The 19,382-nt window shown below is 39.1% G+C and carries 17 protein-coding genes and 2 pseudogenes; 10 read left to right on the top strand and 9 right to left on the bottom strand.

Features of this window, described 5'->3' with window-relative positions:
* Positions 1–19: 19 nt before the first annotated feature.
* Positions 20–1,078, top strand: coding sequence for a hypothetical protein (locus FPG78_RS01350; RefSeq protein WP_144086279.1), 1,059 nt, complete (start codon positions 20–22; stop codon positions 1,076–1,078).
* A gap of 9 nt (positions 1,079–1,087) precedes the next feature.
* Positions 1,088–2,073: pseudogene (gene gap / locus FPG78_RS01345) on the top strand (type I glyceraldehyde-3-phosphate dehydrogenase).
* Positions 2,074–2,205: 132 nt separating this feature from the next.
* Here gap and FPG78_RS01340 read toward each other — a convergent pair.
* The 8 genes from FPG78_RS01340 to FPG78_RS01305 form a co-directional block, all read right to left on the bottom strand.
* Positions 2,206–3,255 carry a lysylphosphatidylglycerol synthase transmembrane domain-containing protein gene (locus FPG78_RS01340; RefSeq protein WP_144086278.1) on the bottom strand — a complete coding sequence of 350 codons (1,050 nt, stop codon included), beginning with the start codon at positions 3,253–3,255 and terminating at the stop codon, positions 2,206–2,208.
* Between the two features lie 18 nt (positions 3,256–3,273).
* A complete protein-coding gene (gene gatC / locus FPG78_RS01335) occupies positions 3,274–3,600 on the bottom strand; it encodes an Asp-tRNA(Asn)/Glu-tRNA(Gln) amidotransferase subunit GatC (protein ID WP_144086277.1) in 327 nt (108 codons plus the stop codon).
* Between the two features lie 119 nt (positions 3,601–3,719).
* Positions 3,720–4,289 (bottom strand): ankyrin repeat domain-containing protein, encoded by a 570-nt coding sequence (locus FPG78_RS01330; protein ID WP_144086276.1) that lies wholly within the window; start codon positions 4,287–4,289, stop codon positions 3,720–3,722.
* Positions 4,290–4,567: 278 nt separating this feature from the next.
* Positions 4,568–5,776, bottom strand: coding sequence for an FKBP-type peptidyl-prolyl cis-trans isomerase (locus FPG78_RS01325; RefSeq protein ID WP_223261935.1), 1,209 nt, complete (start codon positions 5,774–5,776; stop codon positions 4,568–4,570).
* Positions 5,777–5,836: 60 nt separating this feature from the next.
* Positions 5,837–6,169, bottom strand: coding sequence for a DHH family phosphoesterase (locus tag FPG78_RS07490; RefSeq protein WP_223261934.1), 333 nt, complete (start codon positions 6,167–6,169; stop codon positions 5,837–5,839).
* Positions 6,148–6,846, bottom strand: coding sequence for a DHH family phosphoesterase (locus tag FPG78_RS01320; RefSeq protein WP_223261933.1), 699 nt, complete (start codon positions 6,844–6,846; stop codon positions 6,148–6,150). The genes FPG78_RS07490 and FPG78_RS01320 overlap by 22 nt, the downstream gene beginning before the upstream one ends.
* 212 nt (positions 6,847–7,058) lie before the next feature.
* Positions 7,059–8,693, bottom strand: a complete 1,635-nt coding sequence (locus FPG78_RS01315; RefSeq protein WP_144086274.1) for a peptidylprolyl isomerase — start codon at positions 8,691–8,693, stop codon at positions 7,059–7,061.
* Between the two features lie 258 nt (positions 8,694–8,951).
* Entirely contained in the window at positions 8,952–9,425 is a 474-nt protein-coding gene (locus FPG78_RS01305; RefSeq protein WP_144086273.1) for a YcxB family protein, read from the bottom strand.
* A gap of 159 nt (positions 9,426–9,584) precedes the next feature.
* Between FPG78_RS01305 and FPG78_RS01300 the strand changes: the two genes are divergently transcribed.
* Together FPG78_RS01300 and FPG78_RS01295 are read left to right on the top strand one after the other, a co-directional pair.
* The gene (locus FPG78_RS01300) at positions 9,585–11,003 is read left to right on the top strand and encodes a sodium:proton antiporter (RefSeq protein ID WP_144086272.1); all 1,419 of its coding nucleotides are present in this window, start codon (positions 9,585–9,587) and stop codon (positions 11,001–11,003) included.
* 37 nt (positions 11,004–11,040) lie between these two features.
* A complete protein-coding gene (locus tag FPG78_RS01295; protein WP_144086271.1) occupies positions 11,041–11,922 on the top strand; it encodes a cell division protein FtsQ/DivIB in 882 nt (293 codons plus the stop codon).
* A 411-nt stretch (positions 11,923–12,333) separates the two neighbouring features.
* Here FPG78_RS01295 and FPG78_RS01290 read toward each other — a convergent pair whose 3' ends face one another.
* Positions 12,334–12,648, bottom strand: coding sequence for a DUF167 domain-containing protein (locus FPG78_RS01290; protein WP_144086270.1), 315 nt, complete (start codon positions 12,646–12,648; stop codon positions 12,334–12,336).
* 141 nt (positions 12,649–12,789) lie between these two features.
* Here FPG78_RS01290 and FPG78_RS01285 point away from each other — a divergent pair, with 141 nt between their 5' ends.
* From FPG78_RS01285 to FPG78_RS01260, 6 genes and pseudogenes are all read left to right on the top strand, one after another.
* Complete coding sequence (locus tag FPG78_RS01285; protein ID WP_144086269.1) at positions 12,790–13,719, top strand: ankyrin repeat domain-containing protein; 930 nt, start codon at positions 12,790–12,792, stop codon at positions 13,717–13,719.
* A 19-nt stretch (positions 13,720–13,738) separates the two neighbouring features.
* Positions 13,739–14,197 (top strand): hypothetical protein, encoded by a 459-nt coding sequence (locus FPG78_RS01280; protein WP_144086268.1) that lies wholly within the window; start codon positions 13,739–13,741, stop codon positions 14,195–14,197.
* A 227-nt stretch (positions 14,198–14,424) separates the two neighbouring features.
* Positions 14,425–15,164: pseudogene (locus FPG78_RS01275) on the top strand (Bax inhibitor-1/YccA family protein).
* A 397-nt stretch (positions 15,165–15,561) separates the two neighbouring features.
* Complete coding sequence (gene dnaA, locus FPG78_RS01270) at positions 15,562–16,953, top strand: chromosomal replication initiator protein DnaA (protein WP_144086267.1); 1,392 nt, start codon at positions 15,562–15,564, stop codon at positions 16,951–16,953.
* Positions 16,954–17,027: 74 nt separating this feature from the next.
* Positions 17,028–17,873 carry a lysophospholipid acyltransferase family protein gene (locus FPG78_RS01265; protein WP_144086266.1) on the top strand — a complete coding sequence of 282 codons (846 nt, stop codon included), beginning with the start codon at positions 17,028–17,030 and terminating at the stop codon, positions 17,871–17,873.
* A gap of 498 nt (positions 17,874–18,371) precedes the next feature.
* Positions 18,372–18,956 (top strand): hypothetical protein, encoded by a 585-nt coding sequence (locus FPG78_RS01260; RefSeq protein ID WP_144086265.1) that lies wholly within the window; start codon positions 18,372–18,374, stop codon positions 18,954–18,956.
* Positions 18,957–19,382 lie beyond the last annotated feature (426 nt).

Below are 19,382 nucleotides of genomic sequence, written 5' to 3'. Positions count from 1 at the left end.
TGGCGCACGAAAAGAGCTTATGCCTGAACGTAATCTAACATTGGGTAAGATATCTGAAGAGGCTAAAGAAGATTATTTGACCCTATTTCAGATGCTAAATGATGATGATGAAAAGAAGCAGATGGAACAAACAATCAAGCGCATCAAAAATCCAGATGACTTAGAAAACTGTATACAAAAAATCATTCCAATTCATCAAAAATATAACGATATAAAAGAACTACTAACCAAGCGTGAGCAAGAAGAACTCCAGAACCAGTGGAAGAAATATAGTGATATAAAGGATATTGATAATCAAATCAAGCATAAAAAAGAGCTTATCGCCCAATACGAAAGAGAGCTTAAGCTTATCAAGGATGCACCTATGCTCACCCGGCAGCACTATATAGATTTGCTTAAGGTATTGCCAGAAGCTGAAAGCGTTAAATTTAAAAACGATATAGCCCATGCGGATAGCCTAGATAAAATCGACAAACTGATTGCATCGAAGCTGCCTGAGAAATTTAAGCAGTTAGATGCTAATGATAAAGAAAGTTTCTCCCAACTTCCAGATGGCAAACGGCAAGAGATGCTTAGAAATTCTATAAACCAAAGTAGTACAACAGAATCATCACCGACCACCCCTAAAGAAGCTACCGCTGCCACACAAGTATTAGATATAAAGAAATTAATTAAAGACGCAGTGCAGGACCACCAAGGCCAAAAGGACCAAGATGATGATATACCAAAAGATGGCTGGGGAAAAAAGCTACCATTAGAAGGTGATCAAAGAAACGAATTTCTAAAATTGATACTAGAATTGGATACCAAAAGTCAACAAGATTTAAAAAAGCTTTTCGATAAAACAGAACAAATTAGTATTGAAAATTTATTTTCTGTTTTCTTTGAAGAATTTAGCAGAACGGAACGCATTACCCTGTTAATTACATTGATTTTCATCTATAGAAATAATTCAACCCTTGCTATGATAATATCTAATAGTCCTGAGAAGCTGCAGACTCCCCATAAGCTGTGGATATGGTATAATATAGAGAAAAGCGGAATAAATGTATTAACCAAACTTAAAAGCGTATTATAAATTTTAATTATGAAAAATATTGCCATTAATGGATTTGGTCGTATTGGCCGATTGGCCTTGCGTAGGCTTTTAGCCTATAATGACCTACAGGTAGTTGCCGTTAACGACCTAACAAACAGTGCTACTTTAGCCCATTTATTTAAATATGATTCCAACTATGGTCCTTTTAAGGGAACCGTTTCATTTGATGAGACCAGCATCACCGTAGATAACCAGCGCATTAAGGTCTATGCCTTGGCTGATCCATCTGAATTACCCTGGCAATCATTAGGTGTGGATGTAGTCATAGAAGCTACAGGGCGTTTCTTGGACAAAGCGGGTGCCATGCACCATTTGCGCGCAGGCGCCAAACAGGTGGTACTTTCTGCGCCTGCTAAGGATAATGCCATTCCTACCGTTGTGCTGGGCATTAATGAGGCTATTTTAAATACAAAACCGGTTATATTATCCAATGCTTCGTGTACAACCAATTGTTTGGCACCGGTTGCCAAAGTACTAGACGACCATTTTGGTATCGAACAAGGGGTGATCAATACGATTCATGCCTATACAGCTGACCAATCCTTACAAGATGCCCCCATAGTGACTTAAGAAGAGCAAGGGCAGCTGCGCTTTCTATTATTCCTACTTCTACAGGTGCTGCCAAAGCAATCGGACTGGTAATGCCTCATTTAGAAAGAAAACTAGATGGGATTGCCATGCGTGTTCCTGTTGCGAATGGTTCAGCAGTTGACTTTACAGCAATATTAAAGAAAGAGACCACTCAAAAAGCCTTAAATCAAGTATTATTCGAGGCAACGCAAGGGCCTCTTAAGCATATATTGGCCTATACAGAAGAGCCGATTGTCTCGGTAGATGTAATAGGGAGCAGCTACTCTTCTATTGTCGATGGCAAGTTAACCTACGTTAGTGGTAAACTAGTCAAAGTAATCAGCTGGTATGATAATGAGGGCGGCTATGCCCATCGGTTGGTAGACATTATAAGGCTCCTTTAATAGACCTTCTGCAAAACCTATTGCTAAATGGCAATTTTGTGGTCCATGCTCCTCAAATACATTTAGTATTCTGCGGTGCTCGACTGCGCTTCTCCTAAGAACTGCTGATCACAAATACGTTTTGCAGAAGGTCTAATGAGGAGACTTTACCCTTACCTCTCTTTTGAATCTCTTTTGAATCCATTTAGGCAGTAAGATAACCCCTAAAACCAAGTAGAGGTAAAAAGTACATATGCGCCATAGCAATGCTATCAATAACGTATAGTCACCTAACATAGGTTCAAAAAACTTCTGAAACCAGAATTCTGCAATGCCACTCCCACCTGGAGAAACAGGAACCAACATCAGTGCCCACATAACAATCTGTTTGCCCCAAATGGCTAGGTGCTGGGTAAAAGAAATAGGACAATAAGCAGCCATCAAACAATTGATCAGCATATATCGAACCATCCAGGTTAAAAGGGTACAAAGCAACATTTTAGACCAGAAAAGAGGGGACTTTCCTCTAAATTCATCTGAGGTAACCATTATATCCTTACTAAGCTGATAAGCAGGCCGACGCCACCGCTTCAAAAAACCAACGCTGGTCACACGGATTAAAATCCACTTTAATAGCTTGGGGTTTACAAAAACACCAATAAGCATAATCAAGTTATAGACGAAGAAAAAAGCATACATCAGAAAAAAAAAGGCCTTTATGCTGCTACTTAATGGGCCTGCCATAGCAAAAATAGGCGCATATGCCGCCCCTAAACCGAATGAACCAGCTAAAAGAAAGAAAAGATTATCCATAATCCCGGTCACAACAATGTAGGCAATGGATCTACCCAGTGATAATCCTTCTTTCGATAAGAGAAAAATGGCCACTAGCCCTCCCCCTACTACTGATGGGGTTACAGCAGTGCCAAACTCCCAAAGAATGGCAACATAGCAACAACTCGTCCAAGGCAAACTATTGTTGCTCAAGATGCGCAATCTATAAATGTGGCCGACCTCTCTTAGCAAAATAGAAAAAAAGGCCATATACAAATAGCGCCAATTGGGTGACCTTAATAAGGCCACTACTTCAATTGAAATTTTACCAGATCTATAAAATAAAAATCCTGTAATCGCTAGCCCACATACTATAGGGAACCATATTTTTTTAACATTTAATGTTTTAAGCGCTTCTTGAGCATCCATATGCGTCTAATAATTAATTTAACTTGGTTCAGATGAATCATCTGTATAAGCAGTTACCCCTTTCACAGCGGGCACCCTGAAATAATTCGAATCGTTACTAGGCGCAAGCGCGAGCGCTTCCTTATGTCCAAGCAAATTCGAGACAACATCTGAACGTAAACTAGTAGCTTCTAACTTAAAAGATTCCTCTAAAACAATATTGTCGTCAACATCCAATTCATCCAATTGGTTGACCCAATCTACCATTGCATTTAAGTCATGCAGCATGGTATCTCGTTCATGCGGCAGCAATTCAAGACGACAAAGATAGGCCAATTTATTTAAAAGGTCGTTATCAATGATCATATATGCACTAAATAAAAAGTTTGACGAGCAATAAAGTTCGTTTATAAATTGAACAGATACAAAATAGTCACCCAGTCAGATACAGTATATACCGCAACAATAGCAGCCACCCTTTAGCACTAACGTTTATGCTGAAGTAACAATTGAACCTGAATATGCTTGTTTATATCATCATCCAATGGCGTACGACCATTATTATCTTTCACATCTGGCTTTAAGCCTAGTTCCAATAACTTTCCAACTAGCTCAGAACCCTCTGTACCTCCTAAGGTAGCTGCATAGTGCAGTAAGGTTCTCCCATCACTATCCCGAAGGTCTAGATTTTTCAGTTCTATTGCTTTTTGAATCAACTGTTTAATGGCAGATTGATTAGGTTCCTTATATACCGCCCAATCTAAGGGGATATAGCCATCTTTATCTTTTGTATCTATCCTGGCACCTGCTTTAAGCAGCTTCTCAATAATATCTCCTTTTTTATCGTAATAACAGGCCCAATGTAAGGGAGGCGTACCATACACATTTGGCGCATTAGGATCTGCACCTCGATCCAAAGATGCTTGCACAGCACTAGCTTTACATTGCTTCACCAGTGAAATCAAATCAGGCGTTTTTGTTTCTGGTCTACTCCTAGGACAATTGCTTGCCTGCAAGGCAAATAACATCATAATAAATAAAATTAAATAACGCATAGGGTAGACCAATAAAACAATAAGCGCATCAGAAGACCTTCTGCAAAACCTATTTCTAATGGCAATTTTGGTGTCGAAGCTTGTCTATGCTCCTCAAATACATTTAGTATGCTGCGGTGCTCGACTGCGCTTCTCCTAAAAACTGCTGATCACAAATAGGTTTTGCAAAAGGTCTAGAGACAGCACCATAACCAATCGTATTGTATGGTAGGTATTGGAATCACCTAACCTCCATTACCGCAATAGAAGACAATGGGCATGTATGTTATCGTAAAGACTTATTTAGATTTCGATTCATCAGATGCTGATTGCTTAGGTTTCGATTCACTAGGCTCACATACATCCACCACCTCAACTTCAAATAGTAGAATTGCATTTGCAGGAATCACATCGCCTCGAGCATCTAGGCCATAGGCCAAAGCAGATGGTATAAAAAAGCGTGCTTTTTCATGCTTCTTAAGCAATAATAAGCCTTCATCCCACCCTTTAATCACTTGGCCAATACCTACCTGAAAGGTAAGTGGCCTGTAGGGTCTTCGTGGATTATAGAGATTGTTCGCTTTGGCAACTTCTTCGATACTCGTATCAAACATAGTGCCATCTAGTAGCCTGCCCGTATAATGAACTGTAACCATCTTTCCCTTATCCACAGCCATCTCTCTGGAGGGTTGATCAATAATATAATAAAGCCCAGAATCAGTTGAAGATGCTTCAATATGATGGGCAGCTAAATAGTCCGTAATAAGCTTTTTATCCTTGGCTAGTTGTGTAGCACAGCGTTCCTCTAGCATGTCTTTGTATGCTTGATCAGTCATAATTCTACCTAATTTAATATCTATTACTATTTCATCCTCTTTGTGTAAATCGAGCGCCTTTAAAATCTGCTCCAAACGTTCTGGATCTTTTTCTTCTAAATAGTACCCAGGGTTACATTTAAAAACCATGCGTTGCTTTGCTTCCATCATACCTATCATTTCAGCTATTTGCTTATTGTTTGATTGGAAAGATTGATCAAATTGATAGAGCACAGGTTGCTGTATGTTTAGTAATACTCTTTCGTCAGTACTTCTTTGCTTACCTTTTTCTGCTTCCTTAGCGCTATTTGGCTTAGCTTCACCTGCTTCCTTAGCGCTGCTTGACTTAGCTTCACCTGCTTCCTGAGCACTACTTGGATTAGCTTCACCTGCTTCCTTAGCGCTGCTTGACTTAGCTTCACCTGCTTCCTGAGCACTGCTTGACTTAGCTTCACCTGCTTCCTGAGCGCTACTTGGCTTAGCTTCACCTGCTTCCTGAGCACTGCTTGGATTAGCTTCAGTTATTTTTTTAGGTACTACTTTCATAAGCAGCGCGAGCTCGACCCATTCTCCATCTTTTACCTTCTTTCCGTTACCTTGCCTTCCTATAGACTTATAGGAAAGACCAGATGGAGTGGTCATAAAAGGATAACCATAAGAATGGTATTGATGATTGTACCAGACAAGTCCCATAACTAGCGCCAATAATATCCACGCGCAGACTACTTTACGTTTCAGTTTCATATGATTAAATTAAAAATTAAATTGAAGATGAAGTTCTTGTAATATTTTCTCAAACCGATCCACGGTTTCAGCTAAACTTAAATGAGAAATACCTCCTGCAGCATTCTTATGTCCTCCGCCACTAAAATATTGCTTAGCAATTAAGTTGGCTGGCACATCGCCAACAGATCGAAGGGAAAGATAGACCATCTCATCTTTTTCCTTTAGAACAGCAGCCAAAGATATCCCCTTTAAGGAAAGGCCATAATCTACCAATCCTTCTGTATCCCCACTCTTTAAATCGTATCTCTTATAATCCTCCTTTTGAATCACAAAATAGGCTACATGCAAAGCGGATAGCACAACCAAACGCTGACTAACTGCAAAACCAAAGAAATGCAACCTATTGAGGGCTGATTGCCATAAATCAAGCGTTGTACCTTAAAGGTATCAACGCCATATTCCATCAACTCTGCTGCAATTCGATGGGTTATAGGCCTAATATTTGGATTTTTAAAGGAGTTGGTATCGGTTACAAGACCCGTATACAAACAAGTGGCAACCGAAAGGGTTACCTTGTCTTTCTGACCCAATGCTTCAAAAACTTGAAACAATACTTCTGCACTAGCAGCTGCTTTTGGATCCCACAATAAAAGGTCTGCAAAGTTTTCCGGTTCTATATGATGGTCAATAATAACCTTAAAGGCATCAGATTGTTCTAATATATAGGCTGACTCATCCAAACGGCTAGCAGCAGAGAAATCAACACAAAAAAGTAGATCTATGCCTTTGATTTGCGCCAACAAGTCCTCCCGTGTGCAGTGGGCAGCTACTGTTACAGCATCTAAGCCCGGTAGCCAGGATAGAAAAGTAGGATATTCAGTTGGTGCAATTACATGAACAGAATGGCCTTGTGCGCTTAGAAACAAAGCCAAAGCCAACGAAGTGCCAAGTGCATCTCCATCAGGCCTAGCATGCATGACCACCGCAACCTGCTTAGGACGAGCTAGCTGCTCTTTTAGAATAGATATATTGTACATATACAGGAAATCTAATAAAAATTTATGATATGGCTTATTAAAGTAGCAACAATACTACAGCTATAGCAGACAAACTAGCTTATTCAATTTTATACCGCTCATCGATAACTTGTGCCAGCTCCTCCATAGCACTACCAATATAATAGGGCTGCATCCACCGCTCTATCTGTCTCATTTGTTCAGTATCCTTTTCTTGTGTAGGCGCGCTATCTTTACTTTTTTACACAAGCAATGAAGATGCCGCTATCATCAACAATTGGATCACTGATAACACCTGGCTTTAAGCCAAAACATTTCCCTATAAAAGCTTGGGCTTGCTTAAGATCAGGGTGATCATTTTCCAAAAAGCGCAACTGTTCTACCAATTGTATGGTTGCCCCCTCACCATACTGTTCTGCTATACCTTCTAGCGTAGTAGCTTCAATTTGTTTGAGCTTATCTAAAATTATTTTGGCTTTTTCTTGATGCAACACTTTCTGGTATACTTTTCGGGAAACTGAATGTAAAGGGACCAAATCACCTGCTTTTACCTGTTCGACCATAACGGCCAATAGATAGACATTCCCCAAATCAAAAAGCTGGGAAACCTTCCCTACACTAGCTTCATTGTACAACCAGCGCACTACCTTCCGGCCATTTGCATAGGCACCGATAGAGCCATCAGATGGTGCAACAGTCTCTTTCTGAATGGTTAAATGGGCATTGGTAGCCAATTGCGCTAAGCTGGCCAAATCCTTTACTGAGCCAGTAAGCTGTTGCACCGATCTAAAATGGGTATGGCGTGTATGGTCACTCACCATTGGCTTTTTCTCAATGCACGCAATTTCATAATTGTTTTTCTCTTTCTTAACCACCTTATACAGGGTATGCAAGGCATCACCAACAACAGGTCCTACCATCATACCCTCTTTCAATGTATGCTTTATGGCTGCAAAAGCATCCGGTAATGTATCGGCCGTACAGCTCAAACGTGTATCTGAAAGATTCCCATCTGTATGCTGCTTAGCAAAGGCATACGGATCAGTCACAGTAGAAAATTGAACCAGAAGGGAGTTTAACTCTTTTTGAAAATCAGCCTTATCTTTTTCATCTGGTTGAATAGGAAAGGTAATATACTGAATGGTTCTGCTTTCTGATAAAGATGTATACTCGTTTTTATGGGCAGCCATGTAATCTCGTAACTGCTGATTGGTCAGTGGCACCAAATCATCTTTAACCGAAGCAAAAGGAATGTAAAGATAAGCTACATTACAAAACAGGACAGCATGTTGTGCCGCTTGCTGGGCTTCTAATGCAGTAGTAAAGGAGCTTTGTACCATCAGCTGATGTAACTTTTGCTTGGTTCTTTTTAAGGCAAATGCTTTTTCAACCTCACACCACCATTCTTGTTGACTTTTAGATAAATTTTTAAGGTAATCTAATAATTTTTGCTTATCAAATGCAGCTGTTTTAGGATCCTTAAAAGCATCTATAAGCTCCTTATCAATATGTTCACCCTGCACCAAATCGATCAGCTCTCGGTTGCCTACCGCAAGGCCAACCTGTTCTATCTCCTTAATATAAAGCATGCGCTCAATCAGCTGACGCCAGGCATAATCACGAATTTGATCTTCTGCCACCTGCTGCTTGCCTTGACTGGCAAAATTACGATAAATGGTCTCATAAATTTTACGGTAATCCATATAGCTGATTTTCTGACCAGAAAGCTTACCAATTTGACCTTTACTACTAAAAAAATAAGGGACTACACGCGCCAGCTCTCCACCCAAAAACATAACGACCAAAAAGGAGACTACTGCCACCACAAAAGTATTTCCACTCTTTCTAAGACTTCCAAGAATTGCCATTTATATAAACCATTTAAGTTTAAAACCTACTCCACGAATAGAGACCACCATTGCGAATTTACCGCCTTCTATAATAGGATCAAAATAAGACTACCCATTAGACTTCTTCCGTGGCGCTACTTTTGCTGGTAATTTGTACGTCGATCCGGTGCTTAAATCCTCACGTACATCTAGTACGCTCCGGTTTTGCGCTCCGTGTCTCCTACAAATTCCAGAGCATAAGCGCACCACAAAAGAAGCCTATATATAAGGTAGCAGTTACCTCAACAACCCTTTGCGTTGCAATACAGTTGTAAAAAATTTAATCTCATTATCTCCATGAAAAATTTTAAATGGAAGATAAAAAAACTGAACCTTAGATAATACCAATAGAAAGTATCCTTTTTTCTTATAAGCTTTTCTAATATCTACCCATGCTATGGGCATGGCTTGCCTTGCATTGAGCTGCATCATCAAATGCTGATTATTGATTTCATAAGCTACACGCTCAAACATAGGGCGATTGGCATCTAGCTGGGTAAGGCCATAAAATTGCACCACCCAAAAAATCAGATAACAAGTAATCCCTATTATACCAATCAACACAAACCAAATCGTTTTTATAAAAAAGGTAGTACCCATAAAAAGCGCAAGCAATGGAAAAATCCACCATTGCACACGTAAAATATTTTGTATCCCTAATTTTACATAAAGACCGCTTGATATTTTATACTTTTTTGTTTTGACAATCATAATGTTCAATTATTAACTAAAAAGAACGTTGCATACGCTTAGCAAGCTAGGCTATTCTTTTTTACTTAAAATATCTGGTGAATATAATGATTTTACCTTTAACTTAAGTATATTGCCTCCGCTTAATACGGTAGGATTACCATAAAACCTAGAAAATATATGTTTGCTACGTTGCCATTATTATGCCATACAGCTGCTACCCTATCAAAGGGTATGGAGCACAGTCTACCTACAGATGGTAGCCTAATGACGCCTTCATTTTGGTTGGCCATACCTTTTATAGCTTTACTATTGATGATTGCTACCGGTCCGCTTTTTTTTGCTGGTTTTTGGCACAAACATTACGCAAAGGTAGCCATATTATTGGCCACTTTCGTTATGGCTTACTACTGTATCGTTTTAGAAAATAAGATAAAGCCTATAGAAGCAGCAGCTGAATATATACAATTTATGGCTTTAATTACTGCTTTATACATGGCAACCGGTGGTATCTCCATTAAAGTAGCTACCCGTGCGACCCCGCTAGCCAACATCCTCCTACTCTTTATAGGTGCCCTATTTGCCAATTTGATTGGTACAACGGGTGCTTCTATGTTGTTCATACGTCCTTATTTAGGATTAAATAAAGGGCGCATTAAAGTCTACCATATTGTTTTCTTTATCTTTATAGTGAGTAATATAGGGGGCGCATTAACACCTATTGGCGACCCACCTTTGTTTCTAGGCTTTCTCAAAGGCGTACCTTTTGAATGGACTTTAATCCACAATAGCCTCCCTTGGTGTATAGCGCTTTTGATGCTATTGTCTATTTTTTACTTTTTTGAGCGCAACAATAGACCACTTTCAACACCTAATCAGGTGATGCTGGATGGCAGATCCGGTATAGTCTCTATTGCAGGTAGTAAAAATCTAATTTGGTTGGTTATCGTTATTGGTGGGGTATTTCTAGATCCAACCATTTTCCCTTGGTTGCCTACTATTGATTACCATGGCCATACTATTTCTTTTGTACGTGAGTTGATCATGCTAACGGTGGCCACACTTTCCTATTATAGTGCAAATAAAGCAGTACTCCTATCGAATGGATTTAGTTTTGCACCTTTAAATGAAGTTTGTTTAATCTTTATAGGTATTTTCGGAACCATGATCCCAGCACTTGAGTTGATTGGCAAATTTGCTGCATCTGAAGTAGGCAAACAATTGATTACACCGACTACTTTATACTGGGGAACAGGCCTTTTTTCCTCTGTTTTGGACAATGCGCCCACCTATCTAAATTTTGTAGCCGCCAGTATGGCTGCACAAGGGGCAGACATTGAAGTGGTAGCCAATGTGCAAGCCTATGCAGCAGGAGCGATCTACCCTGATTCAGTGACTCGATTAAGCGCGATTGCCTTAGCTTCCGTTTTTTTTGGTGCCATGACCTATATTGGCAATGGCCCCAACTTTATGGTTAAAGCCATTGCAGAGCAGGCAGGAATCGCCATGCCTCCTTTTGGAAACTATATCTTCCGCTTTTCTATGCCTATTTTGCTGCCTATACTTTTTGTAATTTGGTTTTTCTTCTTTGCATCGTAAAGTACTAAGGATCTGATCATAGCTATACATCATCGCAATGGGTCAAATAGTAAGCAAGGTAGCCGCTTTGTTTGTAACGGTTGGTCTATGTTTATCGCTACTATTCGTGGAAAAAAAGCATGCTGCTTTGGTCTGCAAAGCTATAGAGCTAACCATCAAAGACCATCCAGGACAATCTTTTATAACCCGCAAAGAGATCATCAACCTACTCCAGGCAACAGATCAAAACACTTTACGTGGTAAGCCACTAAAAAGTATCAACACCTATGCCATACAACATCAACTTAAAAACCACCCGCTTATACAAAACGTATTGGTCTATAAAAGTTGGAACGGCACTTTAAAAATCTGCTTAACAACCAAATGTTTTATTGCCCGTATCGTCAGACCTCTTTCGAAACCCATTTGTGATGCGCAATGTTTAGGAAAAACGCAGGCGCCAACATACTCAAATATATGTGCGGAACATAGCGCACAAAATTGCCATCTAGCAATCGAATCTCAAAAGCGGTCTATTGGCTTAATGGAGCCAAGTAATTCACAGACCTACCTAGATGAACAAGGTAGGTTGATAACGTTAAAAGACCCACCCCCACTTCGGCTGCTTGTCGTAGCTGGTGAAAATATAGTTACAGAAAAAAGCAAGCTATGCGATAAAGGGTTGTTGGCATTATTACACTTTATTTATAGGAATGCCTTTTGGAGCCGGCAGATTACAAGCTTAGAGGTAGCAGCTAATGGTACAATCATACTAGGCACCCAAGTGGGTGGGCATCAAATAGAATTTGAAAAAGCAGAAAGTATAGAGGAAAAGTTTGAGAAACTCCAACTTTTCTATAGCCAGGTTATTCCCTACAAGGGCTGGAAGGCCTACCATCGTGTAAATGTGGCGTTTAAAAATCAGTTGATTTGTGAGTAAAAGGAATTGGTCTCTTACCTTTTGCTTGATCAAAGGAATTTGTATGCTACTTTTTGCTTGATCAAAAAGTAGCCAAAAAATCAAGCGCTGATGAAAAAAGTTGCTGAAAGCGCACCTTACAGATGGAAAAACAAGAGCCGTCCTGCAGCCCTCCCTGCAAACTGTTTTTCTTTTCATCTGTAAGGTGACACTTTCTGATCGCAACTTTTTCCAAGGGCGCGTTTTTCCTTGTTCACGGCTCTTCTAGTAGACGATACTAGAGGGGTATTGTGACCGTCGATAAAGGAATAAGGCCTTTATCGGCCGGTCACTAGTATTTGTGTGCCAAAGGCCTTTCTAGCCTCTGGCGCTAACTGCAATAGATCCTGACCTTAAAGATTTCTTAAAATAAGATACCGTAATCAAGTCTCTTTAAAAAAGCGTAGGCAATGGGTTGCGTTTTGGTAACTTCTCAGCCAATAGCACAGACCATGGTACTATCTTAAAAGTTTTACGGCGCACAGTAGCGCCACTTACTAAGGTAATATTGCTTTTAGCTATATCTAACGTTTTAGCCAATAAGGCAATAATCGCTTTGTTGGCTTTACCCCCCTCAGGAGGCGCCATAATACGGAGCTGTAATCTATACTTCCCCCCTTCTTCTATCCAGTGCTCAACCTTACCCTGATGGCTTTTAGGTTTTGCATGGATATGTAAAAAGTAGATAGCGTCATTGGATGCTGTCATTTGATCTTACCTTTATTTAGACACATAAGCTTTGATATTACCTTAATTTTTTATAGTATATGAATTTACTTATTTACACAATAGTTACAGGCAATATGCTGCTATCATCGAGTTTGATTATTAACATTACTTCAATAGATTATGAGGAGAAAAATCAAGTTTTTACTAGCTTTGAGTTACATACCTTTATCATGTACCAATCTAACTAAACCTACTGTATTAAACGCGAAGGAAAAAAATGAACAAGGCCTTGGTACAGTTACTGGGTATAAAAATAAAAACGCTCCAGCTGAGCAACCTGTGCAGAAACGGGAAAATACAACTAGAATACAAAATTTTACACGCAATATAAGTCGTTTAATTGATAACATCATACATACAAGTCCATCACAAACACAGATAGGTGTACCAAAAAGGTATCAACTACTTTCGTACATATTGCAACATTTAGATAATATTAAACAACATAACAAAGTAGATTACAGGCTCCAAAGTGGTACCCTACCTAGAAATGACTCCCTATCTATCTTATATAAAGGCCAATCCAGGCAACACGAAAAACATCATAACAAATTTTTTGATAATATTATCAAACTGAATCATAGGACTTCTAGGTTATATAGCCAGATAAAGAATCTACTTGCACTTGCCGTTTTTTCAAAATCCCCTAAAGTTGTATTGAAATTTATAAGGTTCCTTACAAGTGAAAATATAAAAGTAAATATACATGCAAAAGATCTATTTGGGATATCTGTATTGGATTATGCAATGGCTTCTGGTCATAAAGAAATGGTACAAGCGCTCATAAAATATGGACGACTGGTGCACATTCGCAGGAAAGATCCAGACCTTGATTTGCCTGCTCTATTAGGCAAGGCAATATGCCTGGGGACTCCAGAGATAATAGGACTTCTAATCGATGCAGGCGCTGATCTAATAAATTGGGTATATAATGGTGAAAGAGCAGATGAACATGGAAATGGATTGAGGCGTATAGTCTCATATGACCGAAAAGATATAGCAATGCATTTGATTAAGAATAATCGTATAAAAAATTTGGACGAAAAATGAGTATGGTCATACGCTATTAATGGAGGTAGCGTACACGCGCTATCCTAAATGGAGTCAAATATTCTGTGCATTACTTGAAAAGGCAGGTATCACTACAACAGATTTAGATGGTCAAAATGTATTGATGCACCTATTAAATAGATATACTGATATCTATCGTAAGTATTACAGCTCGCTTAATGAATTTATAGGTGGATACAACCGGAGTCCTTCTAAGGCTAAATCTAAGGCTAAAGTGGCCAAATGCATATTTGACGATGTATGCAAAGATAAGCAAGAGATGTTAAAATCCCTATTGAGCCACAAGCATTTTCCACGGATTATTAACCATAACGACAAAAAAAGACAAACCATACTAGTGTATTTCAAAGACCTGCTCTCTGCAATACCTGAAGTAGACCAGCAAAAAAAAATTATCAAAATGCTAGTTGATGCAGGGCTGCATGCCATAGCCACATGTCTACGGTTAAGTGATTAACCAAACACCAGACCTTCTGGAAAACCTATTGCTAAATGGCAATTTTGTGGTCTATGCTCCTCAAATACATTTAGTATTCTAGCGACTGCGCTTCTCCTAAAAACTGCTGATCACAAATAGGTTTTGAAGAAGGTCTACCCATTCAAAGGGTAGTATTGTATAGTATCCTATTATTTTCTAAATTCGAATGGTAAGTTTATAGGCCAACTATTAAAAGATTAAGAACAATGAATGATTACATAAGAGGTTATGCGCGCACTAGGCGGGCCATAGATACTGGATTGCAGCGCTATATGGTTAAAGTATATGTCCATATGGCTTTTGGACTCTTGATTACAGCAGCTGCTGCAGCTGCGACCTTTACTTTTCCTCCTTTAACCAACTTGCTTTTTAGATTTGACCAGTGGGGAAATATTATAGGTCGTACTACCTTAAGCTATGTGGTGATGTTTGCGCCATTTGGTATTGCTATGTATTTATCGGGCAATTTTGTTAGGACAACATTTACCCGCTCTCGTTTCCTTTTAGCTTTGTATGCTGCGCTCGTTGGGATTTCGATGGCTGAGCTAACCTTTTTTTACACAGCTGATTCTTTACATAAAACCTTCCTAATTACGGCTTTTACCTTTGGCGCTATGAGCATATATGGCTACATGACCAACCGGGACCTAAGCGCTGTTGGCTCTTTTTGTATGATGGCCATTTGGGGCTTATTATAAGTAGTCTGGTGAATATTTTTTTTCAGAGTGCTCCGGTTTATTTTGTAACCAGTTTTATAGGGGTGGTGGTTTTTACTGTTTTTGTGGCCTACAATACCCAAAAATTAAAGCACCTCTACTATGAGGTACAAGACACACCTTTAGTAGAGAAAGCAGCACTTATGGGTGCATTTTCGCTCTATCTTAATTTCTTAAATCTTTTTTTATACCTATTGCGTTTTCTAGGAGAACAAAAAAGAAGAGATTAATCCCATACTAGGTGACCAGCTAATACTGTAATACTCGGGTATAATGCCATTTACGCTTCTAATCTTTTAATATGGGCTCCTATATGTTATTAATTCTTAGTGTAAGGCAGCTTGTAAGAAGGCAGCTAGCTGCCTATTTTAATTTCTACCTTGTAGTAGCGCCATAATTTTCATAAATTGCGCCCTGCCCCTTTTAACAAGGGCAATGTATTATCGATCAGATGTGTCGCTAGTTCCTATCCCATTTTATGGACTACCTAGCTTTCTACAAAATACAATATCAAAGATAAGGTGGTTGGCTCCCTGGCATGCATCTATCGTGTGCAACAATTGGCCATAAAGCAATTGTGCATCGTATCGTAATAGGGTTTAAAAAAAGCTGAAAAAGAAGTCATACATGCATACCGATAGCAAGATTATTTGGGATAAATGTCTTCTATATATTCAAGGTCAGATCAGTGAACAAACTTATAAGACCTGGTTTAGCCCTATTATAGCTAAAGACTTCAAGGATGGTATCTTAACCATTCAAGTCCCTAGTCAATTTTTTTATGAGTGGTTAGAAGAACACCACTTGCCATTGCTCAAGCAAGCTGTGCTTCAAGAAATAGGCCCTCATGGAAAACTAGCCTATGCTGTTGTGATAGACAAGGGGAATAAAAAGCACAAACCATTAATGGTAAACTTGCCTACCTATCCAGGGCCAGCGCCAAAAGGTATGGCCACACAGCCATTTACTATTTCAGGGAATGAAATCTTCCGATTAAATCCTAACTATCTTTTTAATAACCTGATAGAAGGTAGTTGTAACCAACTGGCTAAATCTGCTGCACAAGCGGTAGCCAATCAGCCAGGTGGCACTGCTTTTAATCCGCTGATGCTCTACGGAAGTGTAGGATTAGGAAAAACCCATATTTCTCAAGCTATTGGCAATGAGGTTAAAACATTGTTTCCAGAAAAAAAAGTAGCCTATGTCTCCTCAGAAAAATTTACTACAGAGTTTATAGAAGCCCTGCGTAGCAACCATGTTCAAGCCTTTACAGGGCAATACCTAGCAGTAGATCTGCTTATCTTGGATGATATACAGTTTTTAGCTGGCAAAGAAAAAACACAAGAAATATTTTTCCATATCTTTAACCATCTACACCAACTCAAAAAACAAATTATCATTACAAGTGACTGTGCACCACGTGATTTAAAAGGGCTACAAGAACGCCTTCTTTCTAGGTTCAAATGGGGGTTAACAGCAGACTTACAGTGCCCTGACTTTGAAACCCGGGTTGCCATTATACATAGTAAAGTGGCAGCGGACGGCATCACACTGCCATCAGATTTAATCGATTACATTGCCAAACATGTCGACACAAATGTACGAGAATTGGAGGGGGTGCTGATCTCACTGATCGCGCATGCTTCGTTAACCAAGCGAGAAATGAACATAGAGCTGGCACAACAAATTTTAAAACATATTGTACAACAATGCCCCACTGCTGAAACTACTATTGAGGCACTGCAACAGCAAGTGGTTGCGCATTATAATATTTCTTTGGATGACCTCAAAAGCAAATCACGCAAAAAAGAGATTGTAGCTGCCAGGCAAGTGGCCATGCATCTGACCAAAAAGTATACTACCCACTCTTTAAAGTCGATAGGTGCCTACTTTGGTGGAAGGGATCACACAACTGTGATACATGCTATACAGGTCATAGATAACTTATTGAATAAAGATCCGGAATATAGCCGTTTGTATACATTGCTTGAAAATAAGATCAAAGCAACTATAAAATAAGAAACATTTTATTTTTTTAAAGCATGCCCTTTTTAGCAGAATAGGCCTGTTTTTCTAAGACTTGCCCTTTCATTATGCCTATTACATACATTTTATGTTATTTACTTTCTTGTTTACCACTTCGGCTATTATACTTTATCTCAGATCTATTGTACATAGCCCTATATTACCTAATAGGCTATAGGAAAAAAGTAGTCGTTCAAAATTTAACCAATGCTTTTCCCCACAAAACGGATCAGCAACGCAAGTCTATAGAAAAAGCCTTTTACCAACATCTAACTGACTTGCTATTGGAGCAGATAAAAGGCTTAACCATTACACCTCAGCTCCTTGCACAACAGGTTAAGCTGCACGAGGTAGAAATCTTAGAAAGGTTTTACAAGAAAGGGCAATCGATTATACTCATTTCTGGTCATTTTGGGAACTGGGAATGGGTTGGAAACGCCTTTGCATTGCAAACATCCTATACGATATGTGCAGGCTATCAACCCCTACACCATAAAGGCATAGACCGCACCGTACGGCATATAAGAAGTCGTTTTCAACGAAAAGCCATTCCAATGGCTGCCTTGTTCAGGCATATAAGCAGCTACCAGGGGCCTCCTCAAGCTACCATACTCTTAGTAGACCAAGCCCCTTTGGAAAAAGGAAAGGGCTATGCTACTACTCTTCTAAACCAGCCAACTACTGTTGTCTTAACAGCTGCCAAGCTCGCCCAAAAGTATAACCAACCTATTTTTTACATCCAAATAGACCGCATCAAACGAGGGCAATACCAGGCAAGACCGATATTACTAGCAGAAAGGCCTGCCCAATTATCTACCGAAGAGATTGCAGAAGGTTATATCAGAAAGCTGGAAGCAGCTATTCTACAAAACCCGCCTTTTTGGCTTTGGTCACATAGAAGATGGAAATCCTAAAGATATATTTGGATGGCTATAAAAATTTACTTACCATACCCTATGGGTACAAGCATTTTTACCCTACTTTTTGCTTGATATAATCAAGTGTCTTTATTACTTTTTTGCTTGATAAAATGGATTTGTATCCTACTTTTTGCTTGATTAAAAAGTAAGCAAAACATCAAGCGCCGATGAAAAAAGTTCCTGAAAGTTCACCTTACAGATCGAAAAACAGGAACCGCCCGCTGCGCGCGGCTTCAAAAGGAATCTGTTTTTCTATTCATCTGTAAGCTGCCCTTTCTGACCGTAACTTTTTCCAAGGGCGCGTTTTCCTTTTTTTAAGCTAATACTATGTGATACTGCCTTCTATTGGCAGCATTTTCAAGGGCGCGTTTTCTTTCTTAACATGGACTATACTGTTGAACAAACGCCACAGTAGAATCTATATAGAAAAGTAGCCTCTACATAACGTCTTATAAATACATGAACTATTGATACATAAAACAAAATAAAAAAATGCAATTCATAAAAAACAAAACAACCAATCAATCGAAACTTTTACTAACCAGCAGCATACTGATACTAAACGGGAACATGTGTAGCCTCCTTAATAACAAACCAAAACCTGTCCAACAACCTTTAAAGCAACCTACCACTAACAGTTGTTCAACGATACATACCAAAAAGGATAGTGGAATAGAGGAGACCGAAGGGGATGGTAGAATAAAGGAGACATTCAATGAGCTAAAAAAGAATCTAGGCAAGGTCTCTCTTAACCTAGAAGAATTAGAAAAACAGCTACCCACACAGAACCTAACGCACTACAAAGAATACAACAAATGGTATGATAGAGGGTATGATGGAGGGGATGAAAGTGGGGATAAAAGCGGCTCTGAATCTGAAACGGACCCTATTTATGAGGAGATAAACGAGGAAAAAAGAGAGCAGGATCACAAAAATACAAATAAGCCTTCTTACCAAAAATATAGCAGTGACAACGATAGCGCGTATATACTGATAAAGATCTACAAGATGATGACCAGAAGTCCGGCAATGGGAACGGTAGCAAAAGGCATATTTATTCAACCATACCCTCTATAACGGAATATAAACAGACAAATGGAAAGCAAAGCAATAAGCCAAAAGATCAAGAAAACGCTCATCAGATATATAGCAGTGATAACAAAACAGAGGAGTCTATTTATGAATATCTAGAAAATTCAAAACATAATGGTCAGCCACAGACGGATAATAATATTTATGACAGTATCTATGAACCCAGTAATGAAGCAGCTAATAAAACAGATGCCAATAGGGAAGCGACCAATCCTATCCAAATAACGAAACATTTAAATTGCAATTCAGATAGAGTACATGAACAGATACCAAATTCAAAAGGGTTTAGGATAATTGCCCTTATAAAGGAAATAGAAACCACAACAAATGAGATGGTGGCTATGCGTAGATATCCTGATCATCTACTAACAGAGGAGCAAAAAAAGAGCTAGCAACATTAAAAACAAGAAT

It is taken from the genome of Cardinium endosymbiont of Dermatophagoides farinae (genome assembly GCF_007559345.1).
GTDB lineage: Bacteria > Bacteroidota > Bacteroidia > Cytophagales > Amoebophilaceae > Cardinium.
The sequence above is the reverse complement of the archived record's forward strand: the minus strand, read 5'-3'. Positions and strand labels throughout refer to the sequence as shown.

Bases quoted from the DNA above. Each gene is read 5' to 3' on its own strand.
- FPG78_RS01325 (WP_223261935.1), bottom strand. From the start codon at position 5,776: ATGGGACTTGTCTGGTACAATCATCAATACCATTCTTATGGTTATCCT.
- FPG78_RS01280 (WP_144086268.1), top strand. From the start codon at position 13,739: ATGGAGGTAGCGTACACGCGCTATCCTAAATGGAGTCAAATATTCTGT.
- FPG78_RS01300 (WP_144086272.1), top strand. From the start codon at position 9,585: ATGTTTGCTACGTTGCCATTATTATGCCATACAGCTGCTACCCTATCA.
- FPG78_RS01265 (WP_144086266.1), top strand. From the start codon at position 17,028: ATGCCTATTACATACATTTTATGTTATTTACTTTCTTGTTTACCACTT.
- FPG78_RS01290 (WP_144086270.1), bottom strand. From the start codon at position 12,648: ATGACAGCATCCAATGACGCTATCTACTTTTTACATATCCATGCAAAA.
- FPG78_RS01295 (WP_144086271.1), top strand. From the start codon at position 11,041: ATGGGTCAAATAGTAAGCAAGGTAGCCGCTTTGTTTGTAACGGTTGGT.
- dnaA (WP_144086267.1), top strand. From the start codon at position 15,562: ATGCATACCGATAGCAAGATTATTTGGGATAAATGTCTTCTATATATT.
- FPG78_RS01305 (WP_144086273.1), bottom strand. From the start codon at position 9,425: ATGATTGTCAAAACAAAAAAGTATAAAATATCAAGCGGTCTTTATGTA.
- FPG78_RS01260 (WP_144086265.1), top strand. From the start codon at position 18,372: ATGCAATTCATAAAAAACAAAACAACCAATCAATCGAAACTTTTACTA.
- FPG78_RS01320 (WP_223261933.1), bottom strand. From the start codon at position 6,846: ATGTACAATATATCTATTCTAAAAGAGCAGCTAGCTCGTCCTAAGCAG.
- gatC (WP_144086277.1), bottom strand. From the start codon at position 3,600: ATGATCATTGATAACGACCTTTTAAATAAATTGGCCTATCTTTGTCGT.
- FPG78_RS01315 (WP_144086274.1), bottom strand. From the start codon at position 8,693: ATGGCAATTCTTGGAAGTCTTAGAAAGAGTGGAAATACTTTTGTGGTG.
- FPG78_RS01350 (WP_144086279.1), top strand. From the start codon at position 20: ATGCCTGAACGTAATCTAACATTGGGTAAGATATCTGAAGAGGCTAAA.
- FPG78_RS01285 (WP_144086269.1), top strand. From the start codon at position 12,790: ATGAGGAGAAAAATCAAGTTTTTACTAGCTTTGAGTTACATACCTTTA.
- FPG78_RS01330 (WP_144086276.1), bottom strand. From the start codon at position 4,289: ATGCGTTATTTAATTTTATTTATTATGATGTTATTTGCCTTGCAGGCA.
- FPG78_RS01340 (WP_144086278.1), bottom strand. From the start codon at position 3,255: ATGGATGCTCAAGAAGCGCTTAAAACATTAAATGTTAAAAAAATATGG.